Source organism: Enterobacter cloacae complex sp. 277I4, from assembly GCF_050031465.1.
In the GTDB taxonomy this organism is placed as follows: Bacteria; Pseudomonadota; Gammaproteobacteria; order Enterobacterales; family Enterobacteriaceae; genus Enterobacter; species Enterobacter cloacae.
The window spans coordinates 1,352,884-1,376,961 of record NZ_JBLGWC010000001.1 but is presented as its reverse complement, the minus strand read 5'-3'; the positions used below and the strand labels follow the sequence as shown (position 1 = coordinate 1,376,961).

General features: G+C 53.0%; 25 protein-coding genes. 14 read left to right on the top strand and 11 right to left on the bottom strand.

Annotated elements, in window-relative coordinates; genetic code table 11:
• On the bottom strand, positions 1 to 1,278 hold the full coding sequence (gene fes / locus ACQG19_RS06595; protein WP_281506449.1) for an enterochelin esterase: 1,278 nt from the start codon (positions 1,276 to 1,278) through the stop codon (positions 1 to 3).
• A gap of 67 nt (positions 1,279 to 1,345) precedes the next feature.
• On the opposite strand from fes, the gene ACQG19_RS06590 reads away from it, so the two are divergent.
• Both ACQG19_RS06590 and entD read left to right on the top strand, forming a co-directional pair.
• Positions 1,346 to 3,586, top strand: coding sequence for a TonB-dependent siderophore receptor (locus tag ACQG19_RS06590; protein WP_013097643.1), 2,241 nt, complete (start codon positions 1,346 to 1,348; stop codon positions 3,584 to 3,586).
• A gap of 163 nt (positions 3,587 to 3,749) precedes the next feature.
• Positions 3,750 to 4,397, top strand: coding sequence for an enterobactin synthase subunit EntD (gene entD / locus ACQG19_RS06585; protein WP_246931577.1), 648 nt, complete (start codon positions 3,750 to 3,752; stop codon positions 4,395 to 4,397).
• A gap of 92 nt (positions 4,398 to 4,489) precedes the next feature.
• Here the strand turns inward: entD and betT are convergent, their stop codons facing one another.
• The gene (gene betT / locus ACQG19_RS06580; protein ID WP_013097646.1) at positions 4,490 to 6,523 is read right to left on the bottom strand and encodes a choline BCCT transporter BetT; all 2,034 of its coding nucleotides are present in this window, start codon (positions 6,521 to 6,523) and stop codon (positions 4,490 to 4,492) included.
• Between the two features lie 128 nt (positions 6,524 to 6,651).
• On the opposite strand from betT, the gene betI reads away from it, so the two are divergent.
• Genes betI through betA form a run of 3 tightly spaced genes read left to right on the top strand, consistent with a single transcriptional unit; the run spans position 6,652 to position 10,403 of the window.
• Positions 6,652 to 7,239: a transcriptional regulator BetI gene (betI, locus tag ACQG19_RS06575; protein ID WP_013097647.1), complete on the top strand. Its 588-nt coding sequence runs from the start codon at positions 6,652 to 6,654 to the stop codon at positions 7,237 to 7,239.
• Positions 7,240 to 7,252: 13 nt separating this feature from the next.
• Positions 7,253 to 8,725, top strand: a complete 1,473-nt coding sequence (betB, locus tag ACQG19_RS06570) for a betaine-aldehyde dehydrogenase (RefSeq protein ID WP_246931579.1) — start codon at positions 7,253 to 7,255, stop codon at positions 8,723 to 8,725.
• 13 nt (positions 8,726 to 8,738) lie between these two features.
• Positions 8,739 to 10,403 carry a choline dehydrogenase gene (betA, locus tag ACQG19_RS06565; RefSeq protein ID WP_038418873.1) on the top strand — a complete coding sequence of 555 codons (1,665 nt, stop codon included), beginning with the start codon at positions 8,739 to 8,741 and terminating at the stop codon, positions 10,401 to 10,403.
• Positions 10,404 to 10,441: 38 nt separating this feature from the next.
• On the opposite strand, the gene ACQG19_RS06560 is transcribed toward betA, so the two are convergent.
• Positions 10,442 to 10,900: an SgcJ/EcaC family oxidoreductase gene (locus ACQG19_RS06560; RefSeq protein ID WP_372588454.1), complete on the bottom strand. Its 459-nt coding sequence runs from the start codon at positions 10,898 to 10,900 to the stop codon at positions 10,442 to 10,444.
• Between the two features lie 316 nt (positions 10,901 to 11,216).
• Between ACQG19_RS06560 and ACQG19_RS06555 the strand changes: the two genes are divergently transcribed.
• The 5 genes from ACQG19_RS06555 to ACQG19_RS06535 all read left to right on the top strand — a co-directional run bounded on the left by ACQG19_RS06555 (position 11,217) and on the right by ACQG19_RS06535 (position 14,465).
• Complete coding sequence (locus ACQG19_RS06555) at positions 11,217 to 11,399, top strand: hypothetical protein (protein ID WP_154819466.1); 183 nt, start codon at positions 11,217 to 11,219, stop codon at positions 11,397 to 11,399.
• Positions 11,400 to 11,490: 91 nt separating this feature from the next.
• Positions 11,491 to 12,795 carry a branched-chain amino acid transport system II carrier protein gene (gene brnQ, locus ACQG19_RS06550; protein ID WP_222168532.1) on the top strand — a complete coding sequence of 435 codons (1,305 nt, stop codon included), beginning with the start codon at positions 11,491 to 11,493 and terminating at the stop codon, positions 12,793 to 12,795.
• Between the two features lie 9 nt (positions 12,796 to 12,804).
• Positions 12,805 to 13,227, top strand: a complete 423-nt coding sequence (locus ACQG19_RS06545) for a DUF2000 domain-containing protein (RefSeq protein ID WP_222168531.1) — start codon at positions 12,805 to 12,807, stop codon at positions 13,225 to 13,227.
• Between the two features lie 115 nt (positions 13,228 to 13,342).
• Positions 13,343 to 13,675, top strand: coding sequence for an SMR family transporter (locus tag ACQG19_RS06540; RefSeq protein WP_146257225.1), 333 nt, complete (start codon positions 13,343 to 13,345; stop codon positions 13,673 to 13,675).
• A gap of 433 nt (positions 13,676 to 14,108) precedes the next feature.
• A complete protein-coding gene (locus tag ACQG19_RS06535) occupies positions 14,109 to 14,465 on the top strand; it encodes a hypothetical protein (protein ID WP_222168530.1) in 357 nt (118 codons plus the stop codon).
• Positions 14,466 to 14,536: 71 nt separating this feature from the next.
• Here the strand turns inward: ACQG19_RS06535 and ACQG19_RS06530 are convergent, their stop codons facing one another.
• From ACQG19_RS06530 to ACQG19_RS06495, 8 genes are all read right to left on the bottom strand, one after another.
• Positions 14,537 to 15,676, bottom strand: coding sequence for a fimbrial protein (locus ACQG19_RS06530; RefSeq protein WP_246931583.1), 1,140 nt, complete (start codon positions 15,674 to 15,676; stop codon positions 14,537 to 14,539).
• Between the two features lie 14 nt (positions 15,677 to 15,690).
• Positions 15,691 to 16,227, bottom strand: coding sequence for a helix-turn-helix transcriptional regulator (locus ACQG19_RS06525; RefSeq protein ID WP_222168528.1), 537 nt, complete (start codon positions 16,225 to 16,227; stop codon positions 15,691 to 15,693).
• A gap of 26 nt (positions 16,228 to 16,253) precedes the next feature.
• Positions 16,254 to 18,737 (bottom strand): fimbria/pilus outer membrane usher protein, encoded by a 2,484-nt coding sequence (locus ACQG19_RS06520; RefSeq protein ID WP_246931584.1) that lies wholly within the window; start codon positions 18,735 to 18,737, stop codon positions 16,254 to 16,256.
• Positions 18,738 to 18,756: 19 nt separating this feature from the next.
• A complete protein-coding gene (locus tag ACQG19_RS06515) occupies positions 18,757 to 19,455 on the bottom strand; it encodes a fimbrial biogenesis chaperone (protein ID WP_246931585.1) in 699 nt (232 codons plus the stop codon).
• Positions 19,456 to 19,563: 108 nt separating this feature from the next.
• A complete protein-coding gene (locus ACQG19_RS06510) occupies positions 19,564 to 20,112 on the bottom strand; it encodes a fimbrial protein (RefSeq protein WP_246931586.1) in 549 nt (182 codons plus the stop codon).
• Positions 20,113 to 20,155: 43 nt separating this feature from the next.
• A complete protein-coding gene (locus tag ACQG19_RS06505) occupies positions 20,156 to 20,533 on the bottom strand; it encodes a hypothetical protein (protein ID WP_130626529.1) in 378 nt (125 codons plus the stop codon).
• A 437-nt stretch (positions 20,534 to 20,970) separates the two neighbouring features.
• Positions 20,971 to 21,096 carry a hypothetical protein gene (locus ACQG19_RS06500; protein WP_255250417.1) on the bottom strand — a complete coding sequence of 42 codons (126 nt, stop codon included), beginning with the start codon at positions 21,094 to 21,096 and terminating at the stop codon, positions 20,971 to 20,973.
• A gap of 139 nt (positions 21,097 to 21,235) precedes the next feature.
• Positions 21,236 to 21,592 carry a hypothetical protein gene (locus tag ACQG19_RS06495; RefSeq protein ID WP_246931587.1) on the bottom strand — a complete coding sequence of 119 codons (357 nt, stop codon included), beginning with the start codon at positions 21,590 to 21,592 and terminating at the stop codon, positions 21,236 to 21,238.
• 223 nt (positions 21,593 to 21,815) lie between these two features.
• On the opposite strand from ACQG19_RS06495, the gene ACQG19_RS06490 reads away from it, so the two are divergent.
• From ACQG19_RS06490 to ACQG19_RS06475, 4 genes are all read left to right on the top strand, one after another.
• Complete coding sequence (locus tag ACQG19_RS06490; protein WP_029883740.1) at positions 21,816 to 22,484, top strand: helix-turn-helix transcriptional regulator; 669 nt, start codon at positions 21,816 to 21,818, stop codon at positions 22,482 to 22,484.
• Positions 22,474 to 23,277 (top strand): PhzF family phenazine biosynthesis protein, encoded by an 804-nt coding sequence (locus ACQG19_RS06485; RefSeq protein ID WP_108453292.1) that lies wholly within the window; start codon positions 22,474 to 22,476, stop codon positions 23,275 to 23,277. Before ACQG19_RS06490 ends, ACQG19_RS06485 begins: the two co-directional genes overlap by 11 nt.
• 117 nt (positions 23,278 to 23,394) lie before the next feature.
• Positions 23,395 to 23,733, top strand: a complete 339-nt coding sequence (locus ACQG19_RS06480; protein WP_029883738.1) for a DMT family transporter — start codon at positions 23,395 to 23,397, stop codon at positions 23,731 to 23,733.
• 14 nt (positions 23,734 to 23,747) lie between these two features.
• The gene (locus tag ACQG19_RS06475) at positions 23,748 to 24,071 is read left to right on the top strand and encodes a DMT family transporter (protein WP_058651695.1); all 324 of its coding nucleotides are present in this window, start codon (positions 23,748 to 23,750) and stop codon (positions 24,069 to 24,071) included.
• Positions 24,072 to 24,078: the final 7 nt, after the last annotated feature.

The window sequence follows — 24,078 nt, the reverse complement described above, 5'->3', positions numbered from 1 at the left end:
TTAGTGAATAAGCGGCTGCCAGAGGGTCATCAGCCCCTGCGTCAGCCCACCGCGCCAGCAAAGCGCGTCGTGTCCGCCGTCAACCTGACGCCAGTAAACCTGCTGCTGTGTGTGCAGTTCGTCGTAAATGGCCTGATTCGCGCGGTAAATCAGCGGCTCGTTGCGCCCGGCCTCAAGGACGATGCGCAGGCCGCGTGCGGTTTTTTCACCCGCTTTCAGTTGGGTGATAAGCAGCCCTTCCTGCTGCCCGCCGCGATGCGGCCACCAGTAAGAGCCGGACTGGCTCAGCACGCAGCCAAAACGCTGCGGCCAGTTAAGTGCGGCATAAAGCGAGGAGAGTCCACCGAAGCTCTGGCCTGCGACCACCGTACGGTCTGCGCGGTCGCTGAATGGCGTGCGTTGTTTTACAAGAGGGAGAAGTTCTTCCTGCACCGCCAGCCAGAAATCGGGGTTACAGGGCAATTCGTTATTGCGATGCGCCATATCTATCACATCGATTAAAACGTAGACGGCAGGCGGCAGTTTGCGTCCGAGGGTAAGCGCCGTCAGCGCTGGCCAGACGGGCATGCTCTCGGCCCAGAACTGGCCGTCGAGCAGCACCGCCAGCGGGCGTTCCGGATCGTCATCGCCGGTGGTAAATATCCAGACGCGACGACGGTTGCCCAGTCGATTGCTCTGCCAGTCAATGCAGACCGGCTGCCGGTATGGCGTATTGGGGCGATCCCAGCCGGGCTGCACCGGAGCGTCGGGCATCTCCAGTGCAGAGACATCATGTCCCCTCCCGCCTCGCCAGCTCTGGGTATTAAGCGGGTCGGACATTGCCTGCGGCAGCAGCTTGCGCCAGCCTTCGCGCAGCGCCAGGCGATCCGGCTGCTCACCGTGAAACACATCGGGCGCAAAATCGTCTGTATTCTCTGAGGGGATAAAGCAGTAGCTGCCGCGCCACTGGGGGCTGAACTCGCCCTGCCATTGCCAGACGTCGGTATCCGGGATGCGTTCGAGGGATTGTGGGCGGGCATTTTTATGGTGATCGGTTACGCCGGTGATATACAGCCAGACGCGTTTCACCGCCGAGGTGTGTTGCGTTCCCGCCGGATCGCGCCACCAGAAGGTGACCCGATATTTCCCCTGTTCACGCACCCATTCCGGGCCGTTTTTCGACTGCCACCAGGCTTCACTTCCCGTTGTTAACACCGTCACCCTTCTAACCTCATGTTTAACAGTCTTTTTTGTTTCAGGACAAATTTTATTGATAATATTATTGATAACTATTTGCATTTGCAATAGCGTAATGCCCGCGCTGTGGGAAGCGCGTTCATAAGAAACCATAAAAGCGGGACATCCAATGAATAAGAAGATTCACTCTCTGGCCTTGCTGGTCAATTTAGGGATTTATGGCGTCGCGCTGCCTGCCATGGCAGACGACAATACCGCCTCCGCGCAGCATGAAGACACCATGGTGATCACCGCCGCCGAGCAGAATTTGCAGGCGCCGGGGGTTTCCACCATTACCGCCGATGAGATCCGTAAAAATCCGCCCGCGCGTGACGTGTCTGAAATCATCCGCACCATGCCGGGCGTTAACCTGACCGGTAACTCCACCAGCGGCCAGCGCGGTAACAACCGCCAGATTGATATCCGCGGTATGGGCCCGGAAAACACCCTGATCCTGATCGACGGCAAGCCGGTCACCAGCCGCAATTCGATTCGTCTGGGCTGGCGTGGCGAGCGCGACACCCGCGGTGATACCGGCTGGGTGCCGCCTGAGATGATCGAGCGTATTGAAGTGATCCGTGGCCCGGCTGCCGCGCGTTACGGCAACGGTGCGGCAGGCGGCGTGGTGAACATCATCACCAAAAAATTCGACGACCAGTGGCACGGCTCCTGGAACACCTATCTGAACGCGCCTGAACACAAGGATGAAGGTTCCACAAAACGCACCAACTTCAGCCTGAGCGGCCCGCTGGGCGGCGACTTCAGCTTCCGCATGTACGGTAACCTCGACAAAACCCAGGCCGATGCGTGGGACATCAACCAGGGCCATCAGTCCGAGCGTACCGGCGCCTATGCCAACACCCTGCCTGCAGGCCGTGAAGGGGTAGAAAACAAAGACATCAATGGCGTGGTGCGTTGGGACTTTGCGCCAATGCAGTCTCTGGAGTTTGAAGCGGGGTACAGCCGCCAGAACAACCTCTACGCCGGTGATACCCAGAACACCAACAACGACAATGCGCTGGTGAAGAAGAACTACGGTAAAGAGACCAACCGTATCTATCGCCAGAACTTCGCCGTCACGTGGAATGGCGGCTGGGATAACGGCATTACCACCAGCAACTGGGCACAGTACGAACACACCCGCAACTCACGTCTGGGTGAAGGGCTGGCCGGAGGAACCGAAGGGCTGTTCAACAGCGATAAATTCACCGATACCGACCTGGCCGACGTCATGCTGCACAGTGAGATCAACCTGCCGATTGATTTCATCGTCAACCAGAACCTGACGCTGGGCACCGAGTGGAACCAGCAGCGCATGAAGGATTCCACCTCCTTCTCGCAAACCCTGCAGGGCGGGACCATTCCAGGGATGAGCGACGATCGCAGCCCGTATACCTCCGCAGAGATTTTCTCCCTGTTTGCGGAAAACAATATGGAGCTGACCGACAGCACCATGCTGACCCCGGCGCTGCGCTTCGACCATCACACCATCGTGGGTAACAACTGGAGCCCGTCCCTGAACCTGTCGCAGGGTCTGGGGGATGATTTCACCCTGAAGATGGGTATTGCGCGTGCCTACAAAGCACCGAGCCTGTACCAGACCAACCCGAACTACCTGTTATACAGCAAGGGCCAGGGCTGCTACGCAAGCTCTGACGGCGTGGGCTGCTACATGATGGGTAACGACGATTTGAAAGCCGAAACCAGCATCAACAAAGAGATTGGTCTGGAGTGGAAACGCGACGGCTGGCTAGCGGGCGTGACCTGGTTCCGCAACGACTATCGCAACAAGATTGAAGCGGGCTATGCGCCAATCGGCCAGACCTCCACCAGCAAAGTCACCACCGATATCTACCAGTGGGAGAACGTGCCGAAAGCGGTGGTTGAAGGCCTGGAAGGTTCCCTGAACGTGCCGGTCAGCGACACCATCAACTGGACCAACAACATTACCTACATGCTGCAGAGCAAGAACAAGGAGACCGGCGACCGTCTGTCGATCATCCCGGAGTACACGCTGAACTCTACCCTGAGCTGGCAGGTGCATCAGGATGTGTCGCTCCAGTCGACCTTCACCTGGTACGGCAAGCAGCAGCCGAAGAAGTACAATTACAAAGGTCAGCCGGTGACCGGGTCAGAGAAAGACGAGGTCAGCCCGTATAGCATCCTTGGCCTGAGCGCGACGTGGGACGTGACCAAAAACGTCAGCCTGACCGGCGGCGTGGATAACGTCTTCGACAAACGCCAGTGGCGTGCGGGTAATGCCCAGACCACCGGGAATACCTCGACGGGTGCCTATATGTACGGCGCGGGGGCTTATACCTATAATGAGCCAGGCCGCACGTGGTATATGAGCGTGAATACCCGATTCTGATACAGGCAGTGACTTCCCCCCTCTCCCTGTGGGAGAGGGCCGGGGTGAGGGCGAGGTAAAAGCAAAACGGCAACCCCGTTGCCGTTTTTAGTGTTTGCTCCCTCTCCCCGTGGGAGAGGGCCGGGGTGAGGGCAACAGGCCGCACAATTCTGAAGGGAAAACCATGCACACAACCCACAGCACGTTCGTTCTCGCCAGCCTCACCGTTCACCGCATCACCTTCGCCCCCACCACCTTCATCGACGCCGATCTCCTCTGGCTCCCCCATCACGCACAGCTGGCTGACGCCGGACGCAAACGCAAAACCGAACATCTGGCGGGCCGCATCGCCGCCGCGCATGCCTTACCTGGCCACGCCGTTCCCGGCATCGGCCCCAGCGGCGAACCGCTCTGGCCGTACGGGGTTTCGGGTAGCATCACTCACAGCGGCACGCAGGCGATGGCGGTTGTGGTTCACCATCCTCATGCCCTTGTAGGTATCGATACAGAGGCGATCCTTTCCGACCGTGAAGCCCATGAAATCCAGGACGGTATCATCAATGCGCAGGAAGCGGCGTGCTTAACGCGTTCAGGCTACCCTTTTGCACAGGCGCTGACGCTCGCGTTTAGCGCGAAAGAAAGTTTGTTTAAAGCGCTGTTTCCGCAGGTAAAGATTTACATGGGTTTTGACTGTGCGAGAGTCGCAGCGTTAGATGATAAAACCCTTGTGCTGGTGCTTTCGCGCCCGGCTGGAGAATATGCGGAGGGCACACGTTTCACCCTCTTCTGGCACAAAAGGGATGACAGCGTGTTGACGCTGCTACAAGCCTGATGGCGCTTCGCTTATCAGGCCTACAAAGTTGGCTCGCGGTAGGCCGGGTAAGGCGAAGCCGCCACCCGGCATCAATTTAGAATGCGATTCGCTTACACATCCGGGAACATCACGCTATTCCCCGGCGCTTCCCGGTGCAGATGGATAAAGTTCAGGTGCCGTTCATACTGGTCCAGAATATCCGTAATCACCTGCTCCTTGCTGTAGTCCATCAAATCATTCCCCTGGCTACCTTCCAGCAGGAAGGTCTCCAGCCGGTAGTAGGTCGATTTGCCGCTGCGCGCGCGGTAGGTAAACCCGGGCACCGAATACTGCTGCGGCCAGATCTGATAGACAAAGTTCTGCTCGTCGCCCATATGCACCAGCAGATCCAGATGCCCCAGGGTCTCGCCCTCTTCCGGCGGCAGGTTTTTCAGCTCCACGTAGGCACCGCGTAATCGCAACTCCTGCGCCACCTCTTCCATTGCCGGGAAGCAGACCGTCTCCATCATCTGGCTGGTGTAGCGCGTGCCCGGGTAGTTCATCAGGCGCGAGAGACGCTTCTTCCAGCTCAGTCTGTCCTGGGCGCCCAACGGGCGCGGTGCGGTATCGCGGCTGGCGCTGACGCGACGGTAGTCTTCCACCTTGAGCGATTTATACAGCCCGGCCATCACAAAGAAGATCACAAAGCTGAACGGCAGACCCATGATCACCGTGGTGTTCTGCAGGGCGGAAATCCCGTTGGTCATCAGCATGCCGAGCGTCAGCAGGCCGATGGCGACCGACCAGAAGATACGCAGCCAGTTTGGCGCATCGCTGTTGATGTCCTTCAGCTTCGAGGTGAAGTTCCCCAGCACCAGCGCACCGGAATCCGCCGAGGTGACGTAAAACAGAAGGCCGGTAATGGTGGCCACGGAGGCGCTAAAGGTGAACGCCGGGTATTGCGCCAGCAGGCTGTAGAATCCGCGCTCCGGGTGCGCCATCGCCTCCTGCGCAAACGCCGCGTCGCCGTGGATGATCTCATGCAGCGCACTGTTGCCAAAGACCGACAGCCACAGCAGGGTAAAGGTGAACGGAATGATCAGCGTGCCCATCACAAACTGGCGGATGGTGCGACCACGTGAAATACGCGCCAGGAACAGGCCGACAAACGGCGACCACGCCACCCACCACGCCCAGAAGAACAGCGTCCAGTTGTTCATCCACTCCACCGGGCGGTCAAAGGCAAAGCTGTTCAGCGTCATGCCCATAAAGCGGTTCACGTAGTCACCCACGTTCAGCACTAAGGCATTGAGCAGGAACGAAGTGTCGCCCACAAACAGCACAAACAGAATCAGCCCCAGCGCCAGCGCGACGTTCAGCTCGGAGAGCACGCGGATCCCCTTATCCACGCCGGCAGTGACCGAGATGGTGGCGATAATCACCGACAGCGCGATCAGCGCGGCTTTCGCCGCCAGCGAATCCGGGATATCAAACAGCACGCTCAGCCCGTAGTTGAGCTGCACCACGCCAATGCCAAGCGTGGTGGCGATACCGAAGATGGTGCCGATCACCGCCGCAATATCGACGCTGTGCCCTATCGGACCGTTAATCTTTTTACCGAAAATGGGGTACAGCGCAGAGCGAATGGTGAGGGGTAAATTATAACGATAGCTAAAGTATCCGAGCGCCATGCCCATCAGGGCGTACATCGACCAGCCGGTCAGTCCGTAGTGGAACAGCGTCCAGACCATCGCCTGGCGCGCGGCCTCCATCGTCTGCCCTGCCCCTTCCGGCGGCTGCATATATTGCGTGACCGGTTCGGCCACGGAGAAGAACATCAGGTCGATGCCGATACCGGCGGCAAACAGCATCGCCGCCCAGCTTAACAGACTAAACTCGGGTTTTGACTGCTCGGGCCCGAGCTTCACCGAACCAAAGCGCGAACAGGCAATGCAGACAACAAAGACAATATAGAGCGTCGCCGCCAGCAAATAGTACCAGCCGAAGGTCTTCGACACCCAGTTCAGGGTGCGCCCAATCCACTCGGCAGAGAAGTCGCTAAAGAAGATCGTCATCAGGGAAAACAACAAAATCAGTCCTGCGGATGTATAAAAAACAACCGGATTGATTTTGTCCTTTTCTCTGTCTTGCGAAAGATCTGTCATCCAGTATCCCCACTATTTTTGTAACTATTAAAATCCAAATCCGCAACAATTAAGACACATTTTATATTGAACGTCCAATCAAAAACCGCTTTAATGGTTAACCAACGCTGATGAATGGAGTGGCAAAAATGCCCAAAGTGGGGATGCAGCCGATCCGGCGCAGGCAACTGATCAACGCCACGCTGGAAGCAATAAATGAAGTGGGAATGCATGACGCAACCATCGCGCAGATCGCCCGTAGGGCGGGAGTCTCAACCGGGATCATCAGTCACTACTTCAAAGATAAAAATGGCCTGCTGGAAGCGACCATGCGCGACATCACCGGCCAGCTGCGCGACGCGGTTCTGAGCCGCCTGCATGCCCTGCCGGATGGCAGCGCAGAGCAACGATTGCAGGCGATTGTCGGCGGCAACTTTGATGAAACCCAGATCAGCAGCGCGGCAATGAAAGCCTGGCTGGCCTTCTGGGCGAGCAGCATGCATCAGCCGATGCTCTACCGGTTGCAACAGGTAAGCAGCCGCCGTTTGCTTTCAAACCTGGTGTACGAATTCCGCCGCGAACTGCCGCGTGAACAGGCGCAGGAGGCGGGTTACGGGCTTGCAGCGCTGATCGACGGGCTGTGGCTGCGCGCCGCGCTAAGCGGCAAACCGCTGGATAAAAACGTAGCCCAGTCGCTCACCAGCCACTTTATCAGCCAGCATTTACCGACCGAATAACCGAGGAGAATTTATGTCCCGAATGGCAGAACAGCAGCTTTATATCAATGGTGGTTATACATCCGCCACCAGCGGTCGCACCTTCGAGACCATTAACCCGGCTAACGGCGACGTTCTGGCGACCGTACAGGCCGCCGGGCGCGAAGATGTCGATCGCGCCGTCCAGAGTGCCCGGCAAGGGCAAAAAATCTGGGCGGCAATGACCGCCATGGAGCGCTCGCGCATTCTGCGTCGCGCCGTCGATATCCTGCGCGAGCGGAACGACGAACTGGCGAAGCTGGAAACCCTCGACACCGGTAAAGCGTATTCGGAAACCTCAACCGTGGATATCGTCACCGGTGCGGACGTGCTGGAGTACTACGCGGGGCTGATCCCGGCGCTGGAAGGCAGCCAGATCCCACTGCGCGATACCTCTTTCGTCTACACCCGTCGCGAGCCGCTGGGCGTGGTGGCGGGTATTGGCGCGTGGAACTACCCGATCCAGATCGCCCTGTGGAAATCCGCCCCGGCGCTGGCGGCGGGCAACGCGATGATCTTCAAGCCGAGCGAAGTCACCCCCCTCACCGCCCTGAAGCTTGCGGAAATCTACACCGAAGCGGGCCTGCCGGACGGCGTATTTAACGTTCTGCCGGGCGTGGGCGCGGAGACCGGCCAGTACCTGACCGAACACCCGGGCATCGCGAAAGTCTCCTTCACTGGCGGCGTCGCCAGCGGCAAAAAGGTGATGGCGAACTCGGCGGCCTCGTCCCTGAAAGAGGTGACGATGGAGCTGGGCGGCAAATCCCCGCTGATTGTATTTGACGATGCGGATCTCGATCTCGCTGCCGACATCGCGATGATGGCCAACTTCTTCAGCTCCGGCCAGGTCTGCACCAACGGCACCCGCGTGTTCGTACCCGCGAAGTTCAAGGCCGCGTTTGAGCAGAAAATTGTTGAGCGCGTGGGCCGCATCCGCGCGGGCGATCTGTTCGATGAAAACACCAACTTTGGCCCGCTGGTCAGCTTCCCGCACCGCGACAACGTGCTGCGCTATATCGCCAAAGGCAAAGAGGAAGGCGCGCGCGTGCTGTGCGGCGGCGACGTGCTGAAGGGCGAAGGCTTTGACAACGGCGCGTGGGTCGCCCCGACCGTGTTCACCGACTGCACCGACGAGATGACCATTGTGCGCGAAGAGATCTTCGGGCCGGTGATGTCCATCCTCACCTATGAATCTGAAGAAGAAGCCATTCGCCGCGCCAACGATACCGACTACGGGCTGGCGGCAGGCATCGTGACGGCCGATCTGAACCGGGCCCATCGCGCGATTCATCAGCTTGAGGCGGGTATTTGCTGGATCAACACCTGGGGTGAATCCCCGGCAGAGATGCCGGTTGGCGGCTATAAACACTCCGGTATCGGCCGCGAAAACGGCGTGATGACGCTCCAGAGTTACACCCAGGTGAAGTCCATCCAGGTTGAGATGGGTAAATTCCAGTCCATATTTTAACCGGGAGGTTTTTTTGCAATTTGACTACATCATTATTGGTGCCGGCTCTGCCGGCAACGTTCTGGCAACACGACTGACTGAAGATCCGGATACCACCGTTCTGCTGCTTGAAGCGGGCGGCCCGGATTACCGCTTTGACTTCCGCACCCAGATGCCTGCCGCACTGGCATTCCCGCTGCAGGGCAAGCGCTACAACTGGGCGTACGAAACCGAGCCAGAGCCCTATATGAATAACCGCCGCATGGAATGCGGACGCGGTAAAGGGCTGGGCGGGTCGTCGCTCATCAACGGCATGTGCTACGTGCGCGGCAACGCGATGGATCTGGACAACTGGGCGAAAGAGCCAGGTCTGGAGCACTGGAGCTACCTCAACTGCCTGCCCTACTACCGTAAGGCTGAAACCCGCGACGTGGGTCCGAACGACTACCACGGCGGCGACGGCCCGGTGAGCGTCACCACCTCCAAACCGGGCGTGAACCCGCTGTTTGAGGCAATGGTGGAAGCGGGCGTACAGGCGGGCTACCCGCGCACGGACGATCTCAACGGCTATCAGCAGGAAGGCTTCGGCCCGATGGACAGAACGGTTACGCCACAGGGCCGACGCGCCAGCACCGCGCGCGGCTATCTGGACCAGGCGAAGCAGCGCCCGAACCTGACCATCCGTACCCATGCCATGACCGATCGCATTCTCTTTGACGGCAAGCGCGCCGTGGGCGTCGAGTGGCTGGAAGGCGAAAGCACCATTCCGTCCAAAGCATCGGCAAACAAAGAGGTGCTGTTGTGCGCCGGGGCGATTGCCTCTCCGCAGATCCTGCAACGCTCCGGCGTGGGCAACGCGGAACTGCTGAAGCAGTTTGATATTCCGCTGGTGCATGACCTGCCCGGCGTGGGCGAAAACCTGCAGGATCACCTGGAGATGTATCTCCAGTACGAATGCAAAGAGCCGGTCTCCCTCTACCCTGCCCTGCAGTGGTGGAACCAGCCGAAGATTGGCGCCGAGTGGCTGTTTGGCGGCACCGGCGTGGGAGCGAGCAACCACTTCGAGGCGGGTGGCTTTATCCGCAGTCGCGAGGAGTTCGAGTGGCCGAACATTCAGTATCACTTCCTGCCGGTGGCGATTAACTACAACGGCTCCAACGCGGTGAAAGAGCACGGCTTCCAGTGTCACGTTGGGTCGATGCGCTCACCAAGCCGCGGGCATGTGCGTATTAAATCGCGCGATCCGCACCAGCATCCGGCGATCCTGTTCAACTATATGTCCCACGAGCAGGACTGGCAGGAATTCCGCGATGCGATCCGCATCACCCGCGAAATCATGCATCAGCCCGCGCTGGACAAATACCGTGGCCGCGAAATCAGCCCGGGGGTTGAGTGCCAGACCGACGAACAGCTGGACGAGTTCGTGCGCAACCACGCCGAAACCGCCTTCCACCCGTGTGGAAGCTGCAAAATGGGCTATGACGAGATGGCGGTAGTCGATGGCGAAGGCCGCGTTCACGGGCTGGAAGGGTTACGCGTGGTGGATGCGTCGATCATGCCGCAGATCATCACCGGCAACCTGAACGCCACCACCATTATGATCGGTGAGAAAATTGCTGATGCCATTCGCGGGCGTGAGCCGCTGGCGAAGAGTACAGCGGCATATTACGTGGCGAACGGAGCGCCGGTAAGACGCTGAGTGGTTCCCCCTCTCCCCGAAGGGAGAGGGGACAGATCTTATCCTTCAGGCATTGCGGAAGAGTGATGGGAGGAAATTTTCCACTCTTTTCCGTCCCACGCATAGGTGAAGGTATAGCGGGCAGTCACGGTCGATTTATCGGCGAAAGTGAAGGTATACGTTCCGGTATCAATAGCTTTATTGCAGCCCAGACGAATGGTGCGGCTATCAATTTTACCGTAAGGCTTCTTCTTCAGAAAATCCTGGAAGTAATCCACGCGCTCCTGATCGGTCAGTCGCACCTGATTTGAAATTGTCGGTAGCAGAACCGCATCACTCAGATAATTTTCCGCCACTTTATGGGCATCGCCTGTTTGTAATGAGGCATTCCATCTGTCAAAGAGTGCTTCAATTTGCGGGTTATCTACCTTTACACAGTCCTGTGCAGTGGCAGCAAAAGCAGAAGACGAGGCAAGACCGAGAAGTGCAGCAAGAGAGAGTAACGTTTTCATAACCATTTTCCTTATGTGGTTTTGTTCCTGTGGGGCGCACTATCCGTTTTATTCCGCTGCGTGACAATCTCCATTACTTATTATTACGCTTTTTACAGAAGTGAGAGAAAAGGTCAGTTTTTATACCGCCACACAAGTCCATCAAAACATAACCACCGAAAAAACAATAAGTTAAATTGTAATTTTATTTTCATAAGATTTTACGCATTGAATAATTTTGTTACCTTTAATTTCAACATACAACAAATGTTGAAATTACAACTTTTTGTTTAATCTATATCATTGCCCTCAACTCATTAAGCACTCTTGAGAGGATGGCAGTATGCCGAACAGTAAGTTATGTCTGAATGTCTCCCTGGTTATCCTGAGCCTGATGCTCAGCGGCTGCGTGATCAGGGATCATCACTCCACCGATCGCCATCATCCGGATCATCATCACTGGCACCATGATCCTTCCCATGCACATGGCTGGCATGATTTTCATGGGCATCACGGCCATCGTTGATCCCCATGCACGGCTGGCACGCCCGGTTTCAGGGCGTGTTTTATAATTAACCTCTGGCGCTGCCGACAACCAGAGTGAAGACGATATCCACATGACAACTTTCCGCGTCAGAGACATTTTTATCCTGGGGTTTCTCAACTTCGCCTTGTTTGTTGGGGCCGGTAATATCATTTTTCCGCCCCTGATCGGCTTACAGGCAGGAACATCCGTCTGGTATGCCGCAATGGGCTTTTTATTGACGGGTGTCGGGTTGCCGGTGATGACCGCCATTGCCATGGCGAAAGCCGGCGGATCGCTGCAGACAATAACCCAGCCCACCGGACGCCTCTGCAGTATGGTCCTGACTATTGCCTGTTATCTTTGTATCGGACCGCTGTTCGCCATTCCGCGAACCGCCACCGTCTCGTACGAGCTGGCATTACAACATTATCACCCTGGCGCGTATGGCTTAGCCTGGTGGAGCCTGAGCTTTTTCGCGCTGGTCGTTCTGATCTCCCTTCATCCCGGCCGCCTTCTCGATACGGTAGGTAAGTTCCTGTCGCCTTTGAAAATCGTGGCGCTTCTGGTACTGACAATCACGGCGATGCTCGTACCAGCGGGGGCTCCCCTGCCTCCACAGGGTCTGTATGCCACCTCCCCTTTTTCTCAGGGGGTCACCAATGGTTATCTGACGATGGATACGCTGGCAGCCCTGGTCTTTGGGCTGGTGATTGTCAGAGCGATTCAATCCAGAGGGGTAACCTCTCCCCGCCTTATTACTCGTTATGCGTTCTGTTCCGGCCTGATTGCAGGCGTGGGCCTTGTCGTGGTGTATGCAGGCCTGTTCCGGCTTGGGCTAAGTAGCAGCGGGCTGATTGATGGGGCAACAAACGGCGCTCAGGTGCTCAGTGCTTATGTCCACTTTAGCTATGGGCCTGGCGGCGACATTTTTCTGGGGGTGTTGATGACCCTTGCCTGCCTGGTTACCGCTGTCGGGCTGACATCGGCCTGTGGCGCCTGGTTCAGCGACCATACCCGTTTTAGCTATCGAACCTGCATCTGGTTTTTTGCCATCGTCTCCATGCTGATATCAAATATCGGGTTGACCCAATTGATTGCGTTATCGGTGCCGGTTCTGACGGCGATTTATCCGGTGTTTGTTGTACTTATCGTGACCTTTTTCATGCGAACAACCTTCCACTCACCAGCGCGGGTCATTGTCCCTGCGGCATTCGTTACCTTTCTGTTTGGTCTGGCTGAGGCACTTAGCGCCGCGGGCGGCCCCTTATGGCTGACAACGCTCAGTGCCAGGATGCCGCTACATAATCAGGGTTTGGCCTGGCTGCTACCTGCTGTCGGCATACTTTGCGTAACGTTCGTGAATGACCAGCTACGGTATAAATCAAAATATCACTGAGGAATCGAGATGTTTGAAGACAATCAAAAAAAACTCTATGTCGTTGTTAACCGCACGCAGGATCCGGCGTTGCTGCTGAATGCCACGGCCCACCTGGCCGCCGGGATCATGCGCAAGGCGGATGATGCCCTCTTCCATGACTACCCAAACGCTGAAAGCGGGCTGAATGCTTATCTTAGCCATTACCCGGTCGTGATCCTGCAGGCCAAAAACAGCAATCAGTTAAAAACCGCGGCACTGAAATCTCAGGAAGCGGGGATCCCGTTTAATTTCTTTACGACGACGATGCTTGGCCCCTCCTCTGAAGCCCAGATTCAGGCAACGAAAGAAACCACGCTTGAAGCACTGGAATTCGTCGCCATTGCGCTCTACGGGGATACGGAAGCGATAGCGCCGATCACCAGAAAATTTTCTGTTTTTAAGCTGGCCTGAGAAGGTGCGCTGGCTCACACAAAACTAAACACTAAGTTTAATTTACAACTAAATGTTGATATTATTTTTCCACCCGATTTGGGTGATACAGAAGTATGTTGTGACAGGCCTTTATATGAATAGCTACCTTTTTCTTTTTATATCAATTATTTGTGAAGTTATTGCAACAACAGCATTAAAATTATCCGACAGCTTTACCCGGCTATGGCCTGCCACCGTTACGGTTCTTTTCTACCTTCTTGCGTTTTGGTCGTTAACCATTCCCATGCGAACCATACCGACGGGCATTATCTATGCGATATGGTCAGGAGCCGGAATTGTCCTGATTAGTCTGGTGGGATGGGTTGTTTATGGCCAAAAACTGGATATGGCCGCCCTGGCAGGGATGGGGCTGATCATTGCGGGTGTGGTGGTGATAAACCTGTTTTCAAATTCATCAGGTCATTGAAAAGCTCTATCCCGCCTGGTTTTATGTCATATGGTACAAATTATGATCAAAAATTTTCTCGTTATTTTTGTGGTGTTGCTGTTCCTTCTCTTATCCCTTGAAGTCTTTTTTATCGAAAAACGCCATGTTAATTATTTTCGCGATGGCGTAAGAAATGTTGAGGAGGTGTTATCTTTGTGGGAGGAACATTAAACCCGGACTGTCGTTTAATATTTAAACATTTATTACCGCCGCAGCACAAACATATTATTACTTTTGTTAAATATTCAACGTAATGTTTTATCAATGTAAAGTATTGTCGTATATTTGACAGCAGATTTATCGGATGCTTATCAGCGTTAATCTTATGAATAGGCAATAACTATTATGTACTCTCTACTGAGGTGGCTAAACTGTATTTATAGAGTATTTTATGTGTTAAAAAGGTAGATGAGTGGAAATAACAAAATCATGGATTTCATTAGGCACTATTGTCAGTCCCATCACAGGCACCTTCTTTACCAAAATAATCACGCAACATAACCATAAATATTTGCTGTGGTATAAAGGTGATTATCTTATCAAACCGGGTGATAAAATTAAGGTTAACAACAACGGTTTTATTATTTCCGAAAAATTACGTGCCGTAAACATTATACAAATTGATAAATACAGTCCGACACTCTGGCGAGTCATGCACAACATGTCCAGCTGCCCGGGTGACAGAGAGCCTGAAACCCCGTATTGCGCTTCAACAACACGATGCATTTTCAAAACCTGCCCTCACGGCAAAACACGTTTAACGCCATAACAGTGAGAAAAGATTGCCTGAGCCTCTTTTAGCAGAGGCTTTTTTAGGCGCTGCTGGCAGATCAAATCACGCTAAAGATAGCTTATCGTATAAATTATTTTCCCGTTTGCAGTTCCTGCCGTAACACTATCTTCTGTCTGGATATATCTTGCAGAAAGGGGAATAATTATACTACCTGTACCATCAGAAGGAAGTCCTCCGGTAATCGGGAGGCCGAAATCAATGATATTTGTATCTGCAGTAGCAACATCTCCTGCACTAATCTGGATCCCAATTCCCGTAGCGGCATCTGATGTACTATTATCAACTGACATGATCCCATTAGTTGCATCAATTAGTGAGCTAACGGGTGAAAATGATATAGACCATGCGTTATTTTTAAATGTGCCTGTAGAAATGGTGCCATTATCTGACGATACATTATCCCAGGAGGTCACCTGGCTTCCATTAAATACCTCGCAGTTGGTTAGATGTATATCTGACTGAACCCAGGGAGTTGTACTACCTTTTCCGTTAAAACTACTGGTGGTCCATTTTCCGAGTAAAATAGTATAATCTGGCGTAGTACAGGTCGGGAGTGACACATCTATAGAACCAGAGAATGATAATGTGAACAGGTCTACGGCACTGGTCTTTCTGCCTAAAGCCATATTCATCGTAGGAAAATTAGCAGCGTTTATTACGCCTGGACTTACCGGGCCAGTCTTTACTAAAGTAAGATAGACGCTCAACATAGAACTCGATTCAGTACAGCTGGTACTGGCAGCACACGAACCTCCTATATTGGCAGGAACAGCACCATGGGCACTAAGCATAGAATACGTTAATCCAATACCCGGGAGCCCTGTTTCATAAATTTTTCCTGCCCATGAAGACCATGATGTACTTTCCGATGGTATAACCGTGCCTGACCAACCAGATAAAGGCTGAGGGGTACTGGTCATGGTTGTTATGTAATACCACGTCGCCGCTTTATCACAATTTACAGTAACGCTACTAAATCCAGGCCGATATCGCTGCTGATATAACACTGTACCATCAGGCATATCATTACTTACTGAAATTTTTGCATAATTCAATGGTGTCGAAACAATACTCCCTCCCTTAAAAGATGACGTACTGCTTAGCGAGCAGGTTTCAGCCATTACCGCTTGTGAAATTACCATCAGAAACAGAAATATCACCGCCCCTGCCTTTACGGAAATGTTCATTCAACCCTCATCAATCAGCCAAAATGGTTACGGTATGTTTGATACATCAAGCCCACCTTAAACAGCTCGGCATCAGATTTAATATAAAGTTTATCCATCAGGCGCCGCTTATAGGTGCTGATCGTTTTAATTGATAAACCATAATGTCTGGACATGTTATGCGGCGATATCCCAAGAATAAACCAGGACAGCACGCGCAACTCCTGCGTTGAAAGTTTTAAGTGTGTTCTTGTTCGTACAAGGTGTTTTTTTGCTTCATGCTGTCGGTTTATTCTCCGGGACAGAAACTCCTGCATTTCGCGGGCATTGTAACGCGCGGTCAAATAATCCCATTGTTTTTCCAGGCAAAAAATTCTGACCAGCGATTCCATGTCCGGCCCTGCAATAATCATATGTTCATTATTGGCTGACCGCATCCACGCACCTGTCTCATCTGAACGGATTTTACACAGCGTATATTTTTTCGCTAATAGCGGATGCGAGGCGATCAATTCCACCATGGCTGAAAAGAAAAATTCATTATCAGTAAATACACAAACTAAAACTTTCATTAGCGTCCTGACGTTGTTACGTCGTATTAATTACAGATTGCGTCGAAGGTCAGCAATTTTTTGCCCGCCGTGGACGGGAGCGAATACTTCATTTTGCAGCGGGACGCTGCATCATCCGCCCAGCGAAGTTCCAGTACCCCACTTTGCTGCGTCAGACGGGCATACAGGCGCCCCCCCTGCCCGACATATCCCACTGTCTGATGACTGGCATCGATGGCACGAGCCGAGAAAGGCACACCTTCTCCGTTGCTCCGGCGTACCGTTATCAGAACCGGCACGCCTTCAGCGGCGCGATACTTAACTTTCACCACGGCACCCGCGTATGGGATCACCTGCTGGCTGGTACTGTCGAGACCTACATCATCATCTACCGAGGTGGGATCTAACGACACGCTGTTTTTCTGATAGGGCATCAGATTTGGCACCAGCGCATAACCAGCACGGTTAACGCGCGTTCCGGCGTAGCCCGGTATTTCCGCCCCTTCAGCACCTTTCGCCTCAACCAGCGCGAAGGTGTTGCCGGTCCAGGGAGAGAAAGTCACGCCGCCGGAATGCGCGACTGCGGTACCGCTCATTCCCAGAGAGCCACTCTTCCACGCCTGACCCTGGGCATAGTTTGCCGTGAGGGTGGAAACCGGCCCGGTCCACGTGCCGCCAATTTGCCCGGAATCTCCCGACTGATGCTGATGCGATGCCCCGGCATTCCAGCTAAATTGCTGTCGTTCACCTGCACTGCCGGAGAGCGCAACCTGCTCGCTGAAATGTCCCTGGCCGTCACGCGACATCTGCCCGGTAAGCAGCGGCGAGGAGATCCCTCCCAGCGGCATGTTGAAACTCAGTGTCCAGATATTTTGAAAATCGCCCCCGGCCGTGCGGCTGCGGTTAACCCCCAGATTCCAGTTCACCCTGCCCGTGGTCAGGGTGTAGCCCGCCTGATACTGCTGGTCGTGGCCTTTTCGGCCCCAGTAATCCTGCAGAATACCCGTCACATACAGCTGTCCCCATTTATCGGGTAACCCCTGGTTGAGGGTCAGCGTCATACGATTGCGGGTTTTACCTGTCCGTCCGTCTGTTCCCTCACCAGGCCGCTGCTGATGTAAAAGGGCGGCATCCATCAGAGAAAGATAATTTCCCGTCGAGTATCGCCAGGTAGCCAGGGAAAACTGCGTCTGGCTCGCCGGAATAAATTTGCTGTAACTCAGCCGGATGCTTTCTCCCCGCAGCGTCTGTTCTCTTAGCCGGGTTTGCGACCAGGTGGTATCGAATGACACCGCGCCGACAGGCGTTCCCACCGCAAAGCCGGCCTGCATGGCCTGATAAAATGACGTCGCCTGTATCCCTCCTGAGCCGGTCAGGCGGTTCGTCAGCCCCCGCTGATAGGTCACTTCACCAAATGCCGGACGTTCACTGAGATAATCCCCCCTCAGCCTGCCCGCCGTCGCGCTGTAACGGTGTGTTCCCGGGCGCAGCAGCTGCGCAACCGATGCATAGGGAACGTCAAAAAAATGTTGTGAGCCGTCCGCCTCACGTACCGTGACGTTCAGATCGCCGCCATAACCGCTCGGATACAGATCGTTGATAACAAAGGCCCCGGGCGAAACAGACGTCTCGTAAATGAGTTTACCGTTCTGATGTACCATCACTTTCGCGTTGGTTTGCGCCACGCCACGGATCTCCGGCGCGTACCCCCGCCGGGAGGCGGGCAGCATCCGGTCATCGCTGGCGACCGATGCCCCCGTAAACGCCACAGAGTCAAATAGCTGCCCGGAGGTGTTCGATTCCCCTAACGTCAGGTTTCCCTCAATACCCGCCAGTGGATGCTGCACGTAGCTGTTAAGCACGGTATATTTTTTCTGCTGCGTGCCATTCTGCTGCTGCCAGCTTAACGTCCCGTTATGGCGAAAATACCAGGAGCCGATATTCAGCCCACCGTTCAGCGCCGCATAGAGGTTGTTATATTCTCCGCCGCTATTCTCGCTGCGGTAACCATTCACGTTATAACCCAGTAATAGCGCAGGGATCCCGGCATCCCAGAGCGCCGGGCTTACCTGGCCGCGCGCGGCATGCTGCAGCAGGGCCTGGGGAATACTGACATCAAGCCGCTGTCTGCCGCCGTTAAATTCCAGATGACTTTCTGGCAGGACAGCCTGCAGATCGCACCATTGCCCGTCGTTATTTACACACAGTCTGTTCTGTTTTAACTGTAATCCTGCGACGGTCGCTGGCGACAACAGAATTCTCTGCGAGTCAGTCTCTTTTCCGCTAATGCGAATATCATCGATCATGACCAGCTTATTATTCAGGTAAATATCCGCCCGGTACCGGCCCGCCGGCAGTCCGTTTTTCATATACGCCGACAGGTCGACTTTTTCCGGATGTGAGATGCGCAAAAAATTACTGTCAAACTGTATGTCATCGTCAGCCTGAACGCCGGAAGAGAAAAACAGCGCAGAAATCACCCCGCAAGCCACGCCTGAAAGCGGTGGCCATACCGATAATCCCTTCTTCATAACATCCGAGTCCTGTGAATTAATTTTTCAGGAGACCATTTGCGGAACGCTCAGCACCATAATCATTGATATATGTCCAGGTGATATCTCCGCCGGAGGCGAGAGCATGTCCGCGTTTTATCGTGAACGTTTTTTTGCCCCAGGCAGGCACGACATCCCCCACCGTCTTCCAGTTACCGGATGCCACCCCTGCCAGAGAAACGCTCCAGGGCGTGTTATTGATTGCTTCCAGCTGCGTGGTAGATACTTTTCGCCAGCTGAGCTGCTGCGCGGCTTTTTCAGGTGTTCCGGCGAGGCCTTCAGGGCGATAAAATAATTTAATGCGTGTCCGGAAAGCCATTTGCAGTTTATTTACCGCCGTTTTATTGACCGCCGGAATTTCCAGTACATTGATCCAGAAAACCGATTCCCGGTCCCGGGGTAGCGTATTTTCCACAGCAGATATACGCAATGACTGCCCCTGTTCCGGATTAATTCTGGCGATAGGCGGCGTAATTACAAAAGGCGTATTCAGTTTGTCGGGTGATGCCTCACTGTTTCCGTCATCTATCCAGTTTTGGGTCAGCACCGGCTGTGAGCCATGATTTTTAATTTCCAGCGCTATCTCTTTTTTTCCCTGCGGATAGATAACGCGCGTTCCGGAAAGAGAGATCGCTGCCGCAGCGATATGATTAAAAAAACAGAATAAAATAAGCGTACCGATAAATTTTAATTTCATATTGTTCCATTCTGGTAAAAAACGGCCTGATTCCTCAGGCCGACGACAGACCTCAAGAAGATCACACTCCTTGTTTAATTATTGTTATATCCGTACTGTGCGATTAAATCAGAGATAAATAATACTGTACGTCACAGAGCTGGCTACTGCCCCGGATGTCGCCGCCCCGGTCGCATAATAACGGACGGCATAATTCAGCGTGCCGGTACTGGACGACGCATCAATCGTGGTTCCGGACGTGGACTGTGAAGCATAGTCACCCGCCATAATGACGGAGCTGTTGTCATCCACATCAAGCAATTCCAGCTCGACGTTTGTTGCTCCGGCGGTATCCGAGTTGTTTAAGCGCCCGGCGCTGTTAACCTGTCCCCCCGCTTCAAAAAAAGCGCGGGTTTTAGTATTTGCAGGGTCACAACCGGTCAAATTAATGGTGAACGCGGTTGCCCCCGCTGTCGCTCCTGCTGCACTTAATGCTGAGGTCGGTACGGCGGGTAAAGATACCGTGCCATCAGCACTACCATTATTTACCACCGCCGCACAGGTCTCACTGTTTACCGAACCGGTAAAGGTGATCGTCCCCGAACTCGCGGCATAAACCAGAGTGCTGGTGATGGCATAAGTGCATACCGCCAGAAATATCTTAAATTGATTAGACATCCTTACAATCTCATTTAAAAAAAGTTAAGTTGCTTATGCATTCTTAAAATGCTTCATCATTAATCTCAGCCTGGGTAATAAAGAAGACCTTCACTTTTTCGAGCGAATAGGTCTTCCCTTTATTTGACGAAATAAATTCGTAAGGGATACCCAATGTAAACAGGCTGAGTTTCAGCTGGCCTATTGCATGCCATAATTGCCTGCTGGATGACTTAAGGCCGTACTTTTCCCATACCTGATGTAATAATTCATCGCGGCTGATCTCTTTTCGGACTGCGTGCTCCAGAAGATAGGCAAAAAGATTCATCTTTGTCTTCTGAAAACGCATCCCTCCTTTTCGGGGAGCCTGCGAATTATCAATCCATCCGACAAGCAATGTTTCCCGGTTTATCCAGAGACGGGAGCCATTATTAAATTCCACAATATAACCGCTACACGCTGCCTGACAGGCGACAAGATCCCTATTCTTTTTTATACGAATACCTCCCTAAAACTGGCTTCAGGATTAATACCACTGTCACTGTGAGGTTATATTGTGTTTAGTAACGATAAATGTGTCAATCAGTGAAAAAACCAACCCCTTTAACCACATAAAATGCAAAAAAGCAGTCAAACACACCAAAAACAGAAAGAAAAATGAAGCAAAAAACCACTCCAATTTATAATTCCACAGTTTATAAATGATAATGTTGAATTGTAATTACCACTAAATTTGTGAGGTTTTTTGTCTGAAAAACTATTTTTTTTAGTGATTTATACTGATTACGAAAAGTAATAACAGCTTAACTAATGCTTCATTTGTTTTTGTCAGGCGGGAAAATGCCTCTTTCTCACCCGTCTGGCATAAGGCGGCGAACCTCAGGCAGAAAATATGCGAAAGAGCTGGTAAACGTAGTTGATGATGCAAAGCAGAACGACGGCATAAACGAAGCCTCGCTCTGACCATTTGCTCCAGCCGGTGTTCTTTTGACGATCGCTGTTCATATACCCCCCTTAACGGATGCCAGTGGGGGTATATTATAAACACAATGAGTAATAATCAACTTTTTGTTGAATTATGACTTCTCAGTTACGCGGACGATACGGGAAGGGGGACCGCCCACATGTCCCACTATTTCGACAATCACCCGCCAACACAGGGTGTTAACACCCGAGCAAGTTCTTCATTGGTCTGTTTTGCACCAGAGATGAGGGTAATATCGATAAAGTTTGCCCCCGTTGTATGAGACATATCGATCTGGGCAATCAGCCTGTCCCCTTTAGCAATATCAAAAAAGTTGGGGGTATCCCGCTCAGGGAAAATCAGCTCCACGTCGTAGCCGTCCGCAATGAGTGCGCTTCGCATACAGTGATAGCGCCCATCCAGCCCGGGATGGGCAGAAACAGTGAAGGGTTGATAGGTCGTAGCCTCGCCAAAAGGCCGTACCAGCTGGCATGCTGTCAGCAGCACTACGGCCACCATTACGCTCAGGATCTTCATCGTATTCCTTAAAAATTATGCTGTTCCGGTCTCTTTAACCGTACGGTGAGCCCTGAAATCTACGCGCACATAACACCAACATCAACTTTTTGTTGATATTTAAACATAACAGGTATAATTTGACGCTACGGAGAGGCCGTCTCAGCCAGGAATGGCAAGGGACGGAAATGAAAACGAGCGATTAAACAGAACATCTGACCATGCCGGATAGAGAGGAACACGAATGAAATCAGATTACGCGAAACATATTGAACTGATTTCCGGGCCACTGGAAGCGGCAATGGAAGCACTGGCAGGTACGTTGTCGGCGAACCAGGAGATTGTGTTGCACAACCTGACCACACCTGAACAGTCCGTTGTAAAAATTATCAACGGGCATGTGAGCGGTAGAAAGGCGGGTGACAATCTCTTATCCGGTCCTGAAAAGGACAAAGGCTTTGCTCTGCTGCTGAAAAACAGCCAGGACAGCACCCCGGTTACAGTCAAAAATTATAAAACCGTCACTGCATCCGGGAAGATCCTGAACAGCGCCTCAACCATTTACTACAGTGATGAAGGGGTACCGTTAATGGCCTTTTGCATCAATGTCGATACCTCCCCTTATGAGCAAATGCGCAAGTACCTGGACGCGATAGCGGTCAGCCCGCTTGCAGAGACGGACCCGCAGGATATGAACCTGGGAGGTATCATCGAGCAGTCCATCCAGGAAATTATTGATAAGCATTCGGTCCCGGGTAAAAAAGTCCAGAAAGCACAGCGGCTTAAAATTGTTGCGGAAATGCATGCTAAAGGCATTTTCAAAATGCGAGGCGGTGTCCAGCACGCGGCGCAGGCCCTGGGAGTGACCCGCTATACGGTCTATAACGATCTTGAGGTGATGGGTGAAAAATAACAGCCCCCGGCGCATCCCGTTTTACCAGGTTGACGCCTTCTCTGACGGCCCCTTTACCGGCAACCCAGCAGCAGTCTGCCTGCTGGACGCCTGGCCAGAAGACTCTGTTCTCCAGCATATCGCCACAGAAAATAACCTTTCTGAGACCGCGTTCGTGGTTAAACAGGACGACGGTTTCAGGATCCGCTGGTTTACGCCTGCGGTGGAAGTCGATCTCTGCGGCCATGCAACGCTCGCGGCGGCCAGCGTTCTGTTAAGTAACGAAAGTGCTGGCGACAGCATTCGCTTCTTCTCGCGCAGCGGTGAACTGACGGTGACCTCAAACGGCGGCAAATTCACGCTCGATTTTCCACAGTCCATCCCCTCTCTCATTGAGGCTCCGCAGGGGTTGCTTAGCGCGCTGGGGCTGGAAGAAGGGACAGGCGAAATCTGGCAAGCCGCCGATCTCATCGTGGTGATTGATGACGAAGCGCAGTTAGACACCCTTAACCCTGACTTTGCCGCCCTCAATACTTTTAACACGCGTGGCGTAGTCGTTACCGCTGCATCACGCACCTATGATTTTCGTTCTCGCTGGTTTGGCCCTCAGGTAGGTGTGGACGAAGATCCGGTGACGGGCTCCGCGCACACCTTTCTGGCACCGCTGTGGAGTGAAAAGTTGGGCAAGAAAACGCTGCATGCCCAACAGGGGGGATGCCGTAAAGGAGAGCTGATTTGCCATATTAAGGATAACGGGCGTATCGCGCTGACGGGTGAAGCGTGTCTGATTATTGAAGGGACCTTTATTCTGTAAGCACACGGATGTGTGTTTAATTTCTTATATTTAAATTATTCATTTCCGGGAGGAGAACACACAGCATCGGTTTTATTGTAATCCCTACGTATTATTTTATTTTGTGAGAATAATTCAATGACGTTATCCAAAAGCGTTACCGCACTGATTGCGGCGGTATCCATTGAAGTGATTGCCACAACATTATTATCGCTCTCAAACAGTTTTCAGCGTCCTGCTGTGGGAACCGCTGCGATAATATGCTACGGAATCAGTTATTATTTTTTATCCCTCGCATTACGCAGAATTCATATTGGCGTGGCGTACGCAATTTGGTCTGCGTTCGGCATATTCAGCATTAGCTATATTCAGACGCGTATTTTTCATTTTACGCTCGGGCAGAATGCATGGATGGGTTTATGCCTGGTCATCAGTGGAATAATCATATTAAACCTGGCGATTAAGCAAAATAAATAACACAGCGAACAATTATGTTTACTCTATTAACCTATCTGTTTTGGCTGATTATTTCAGTCACGATGGAAGTTATCGGCACGCTTCTGCTCCCTAAAACGGATAACTTTAAAAATATCCCGCTAACCATTCAATGTCTGGTGTGCTACGTCATTTCATTTTATGCCCTGTCGATGCTTATGGGAGCCATTTCACCTGTAGCGGCCTACGCCCTCTGGTCAGGTATGGGGATAGTCATGATTACGCTTATGAGCAGCCTGTTTTACCAGTTGCGCAGCAGCATTCTCGAAAAGGTTGGGATCTGCTGCATTGTGGCAGGACTGATCGTCATCGCCATTTGAGGAGAGA

Excerpts from the sequence above, each read along its gene's own strand:
- fes (WP_281506449.1), bottom strand. The coding sequence starts at position 1,278 with ATGCAAATAGTTATCAATAATATTATCAATAAAATTTGTCCTGAAACA.
- ACQG19_RS06590 (WP_013097643.1), top strand. The coding sequence starts at position 1,346 with ATGAATAAGAAGATTCACTCTCTGGCCTTGCTGGTCAATTTAGGGATT.
- entD (WP_246931577.1), top strand. The coding sequence starts at position 3,750 with ATGCACACAACCCACAGCACGTTCGTTCTCGCCAGCCTCACCGTTCAC.
- betT (WP_013097646.1), bottom strand. The coding sequence starts at position 6,523 with ATGACAGATCTTTCGCAAGACAGAGAAAAGGACAAAATCAATCCGGTT.
- betI (WP_013097647.1), top strand. The coding sequence starts at position 6,652 with ATGCCCAAAGTGGGGATGCAGCCGATCCGGCGCAGGCAACTGATCAAC.
- betB (WP_246931579.1), top strand. The coding sequence starts at position 7,253 with ATGTCCCGAATGGCAGAACAGCAGCTTTATATCAATGGTGGTTATACA.
- ACQG19_RS06560 (WP_372588454.1), bottom strand. The coding sequence starts at position 10,900 with ATGGTTATGAAAACGTTACTCTCTCTTGCTGCACTTCTCGGTCTTGCC.
- ACQG19_RS06555 (WP_154819466.1), top strand. The coding sequence starts at position 11,217 with ATGCCGAACAGTAAGTTATGTCTGAATGTCTCCCTGGTTATCCTGAGC.
- brnQ (WP_222168532.1), top strand. The coding sequence starts at position 11,491 with ATGACAACTTTCCGCGTCAGAGACATTTTTATCCTGGGGTTTCTCAAC.
- ACQG19_RS06545 (WP_222168531.1), top strand. The coding sequence starts at position 12,805 with ATGTTTGAAGACAATCAAAAAAAACTCTATGTCGTTGTTAACCGCACG.
- ACQG19_RS06540 (WP_146257225.1), top strand. The coding sequence starts at position 13,343 with ATGAATAGCTACCTTTTTCTTTTTATATCAATTATTTGTGAAGTTATT.
- ACQG19_RS06530 (WP_246931583.1), bottom strand. The coding sequence starts at position 15,676 with ATGAACATTTCCGTAAAGGCAGGGGCGGTGATATTTCTGTTTCTGATG.
- ACQG19_RS06525 (WP_222168528.1), bottom strand. The coding sequence starts at position 16,227 with ATGAAAGTTTTAGTTTGTGTATTTACTGATAATGAATTTTTCTTTTCA.
- ACQG19_RS06520 (WP_246931584.1), bottom strand. The coding sequence starts at position 18,737 with ATGAAGAAGGGATTATCGGTATGGCCACCGCTTTCAGGCGTGGCTTGC.
- ACQG19_RS06515 (WP_246931585.1), bottom strand. The coding sequence starts at position 19,455 with ATGAAATTAAAATTTATCGGTACGCTTATTTTATTCTGTTTTTTTAAT.
- ACQG19_RS06510 (WP_246931586.1), bottom strand. The coding sequence starts at position 20,112 with ATGTCTAATCAATTTAAGATATTTCTGGCGGTATGCACTTATGCCATC.
- ACQG19_RS06500 (WP_255250417.1), bottom strand. The coding sequence starts at position 21,096 with ATGAACAGCGATCGTCAAAAGAACACCGGCTGGAGCAAATGGTCAGAG.
- ACQG19_RS06495 (WP_246931587.1), bottom strand. The coding sequence starts at position 21,592 with ATGAAGATCCTGAGCGTAATGGTGGCCGTAGTGCTGCTGACAGCATGC.
- ACQG19_RS06490 (WP_029883740.1), top strand. The coding sequence starts at position 21,816 with ATGAAATCAGATTACGCGAAACATATTGAACTGATTTCCGGGCCACTG.
- ACQG19_RS06480 (WP_029883738.1), top strand. The coding sequence starts at position 23,395 with ATGACGTTATCCAAAAGCGTTACCGCACTGATTGCGGCGGTATCCATT.
- ACQG19_RS06475 (WP_058651695.1), top strand. The coding sequence starts at position 23,748 with ATGTTTACTCTATTAACCTATCTGTTTTGGCTGATTATTTCAGTCACG.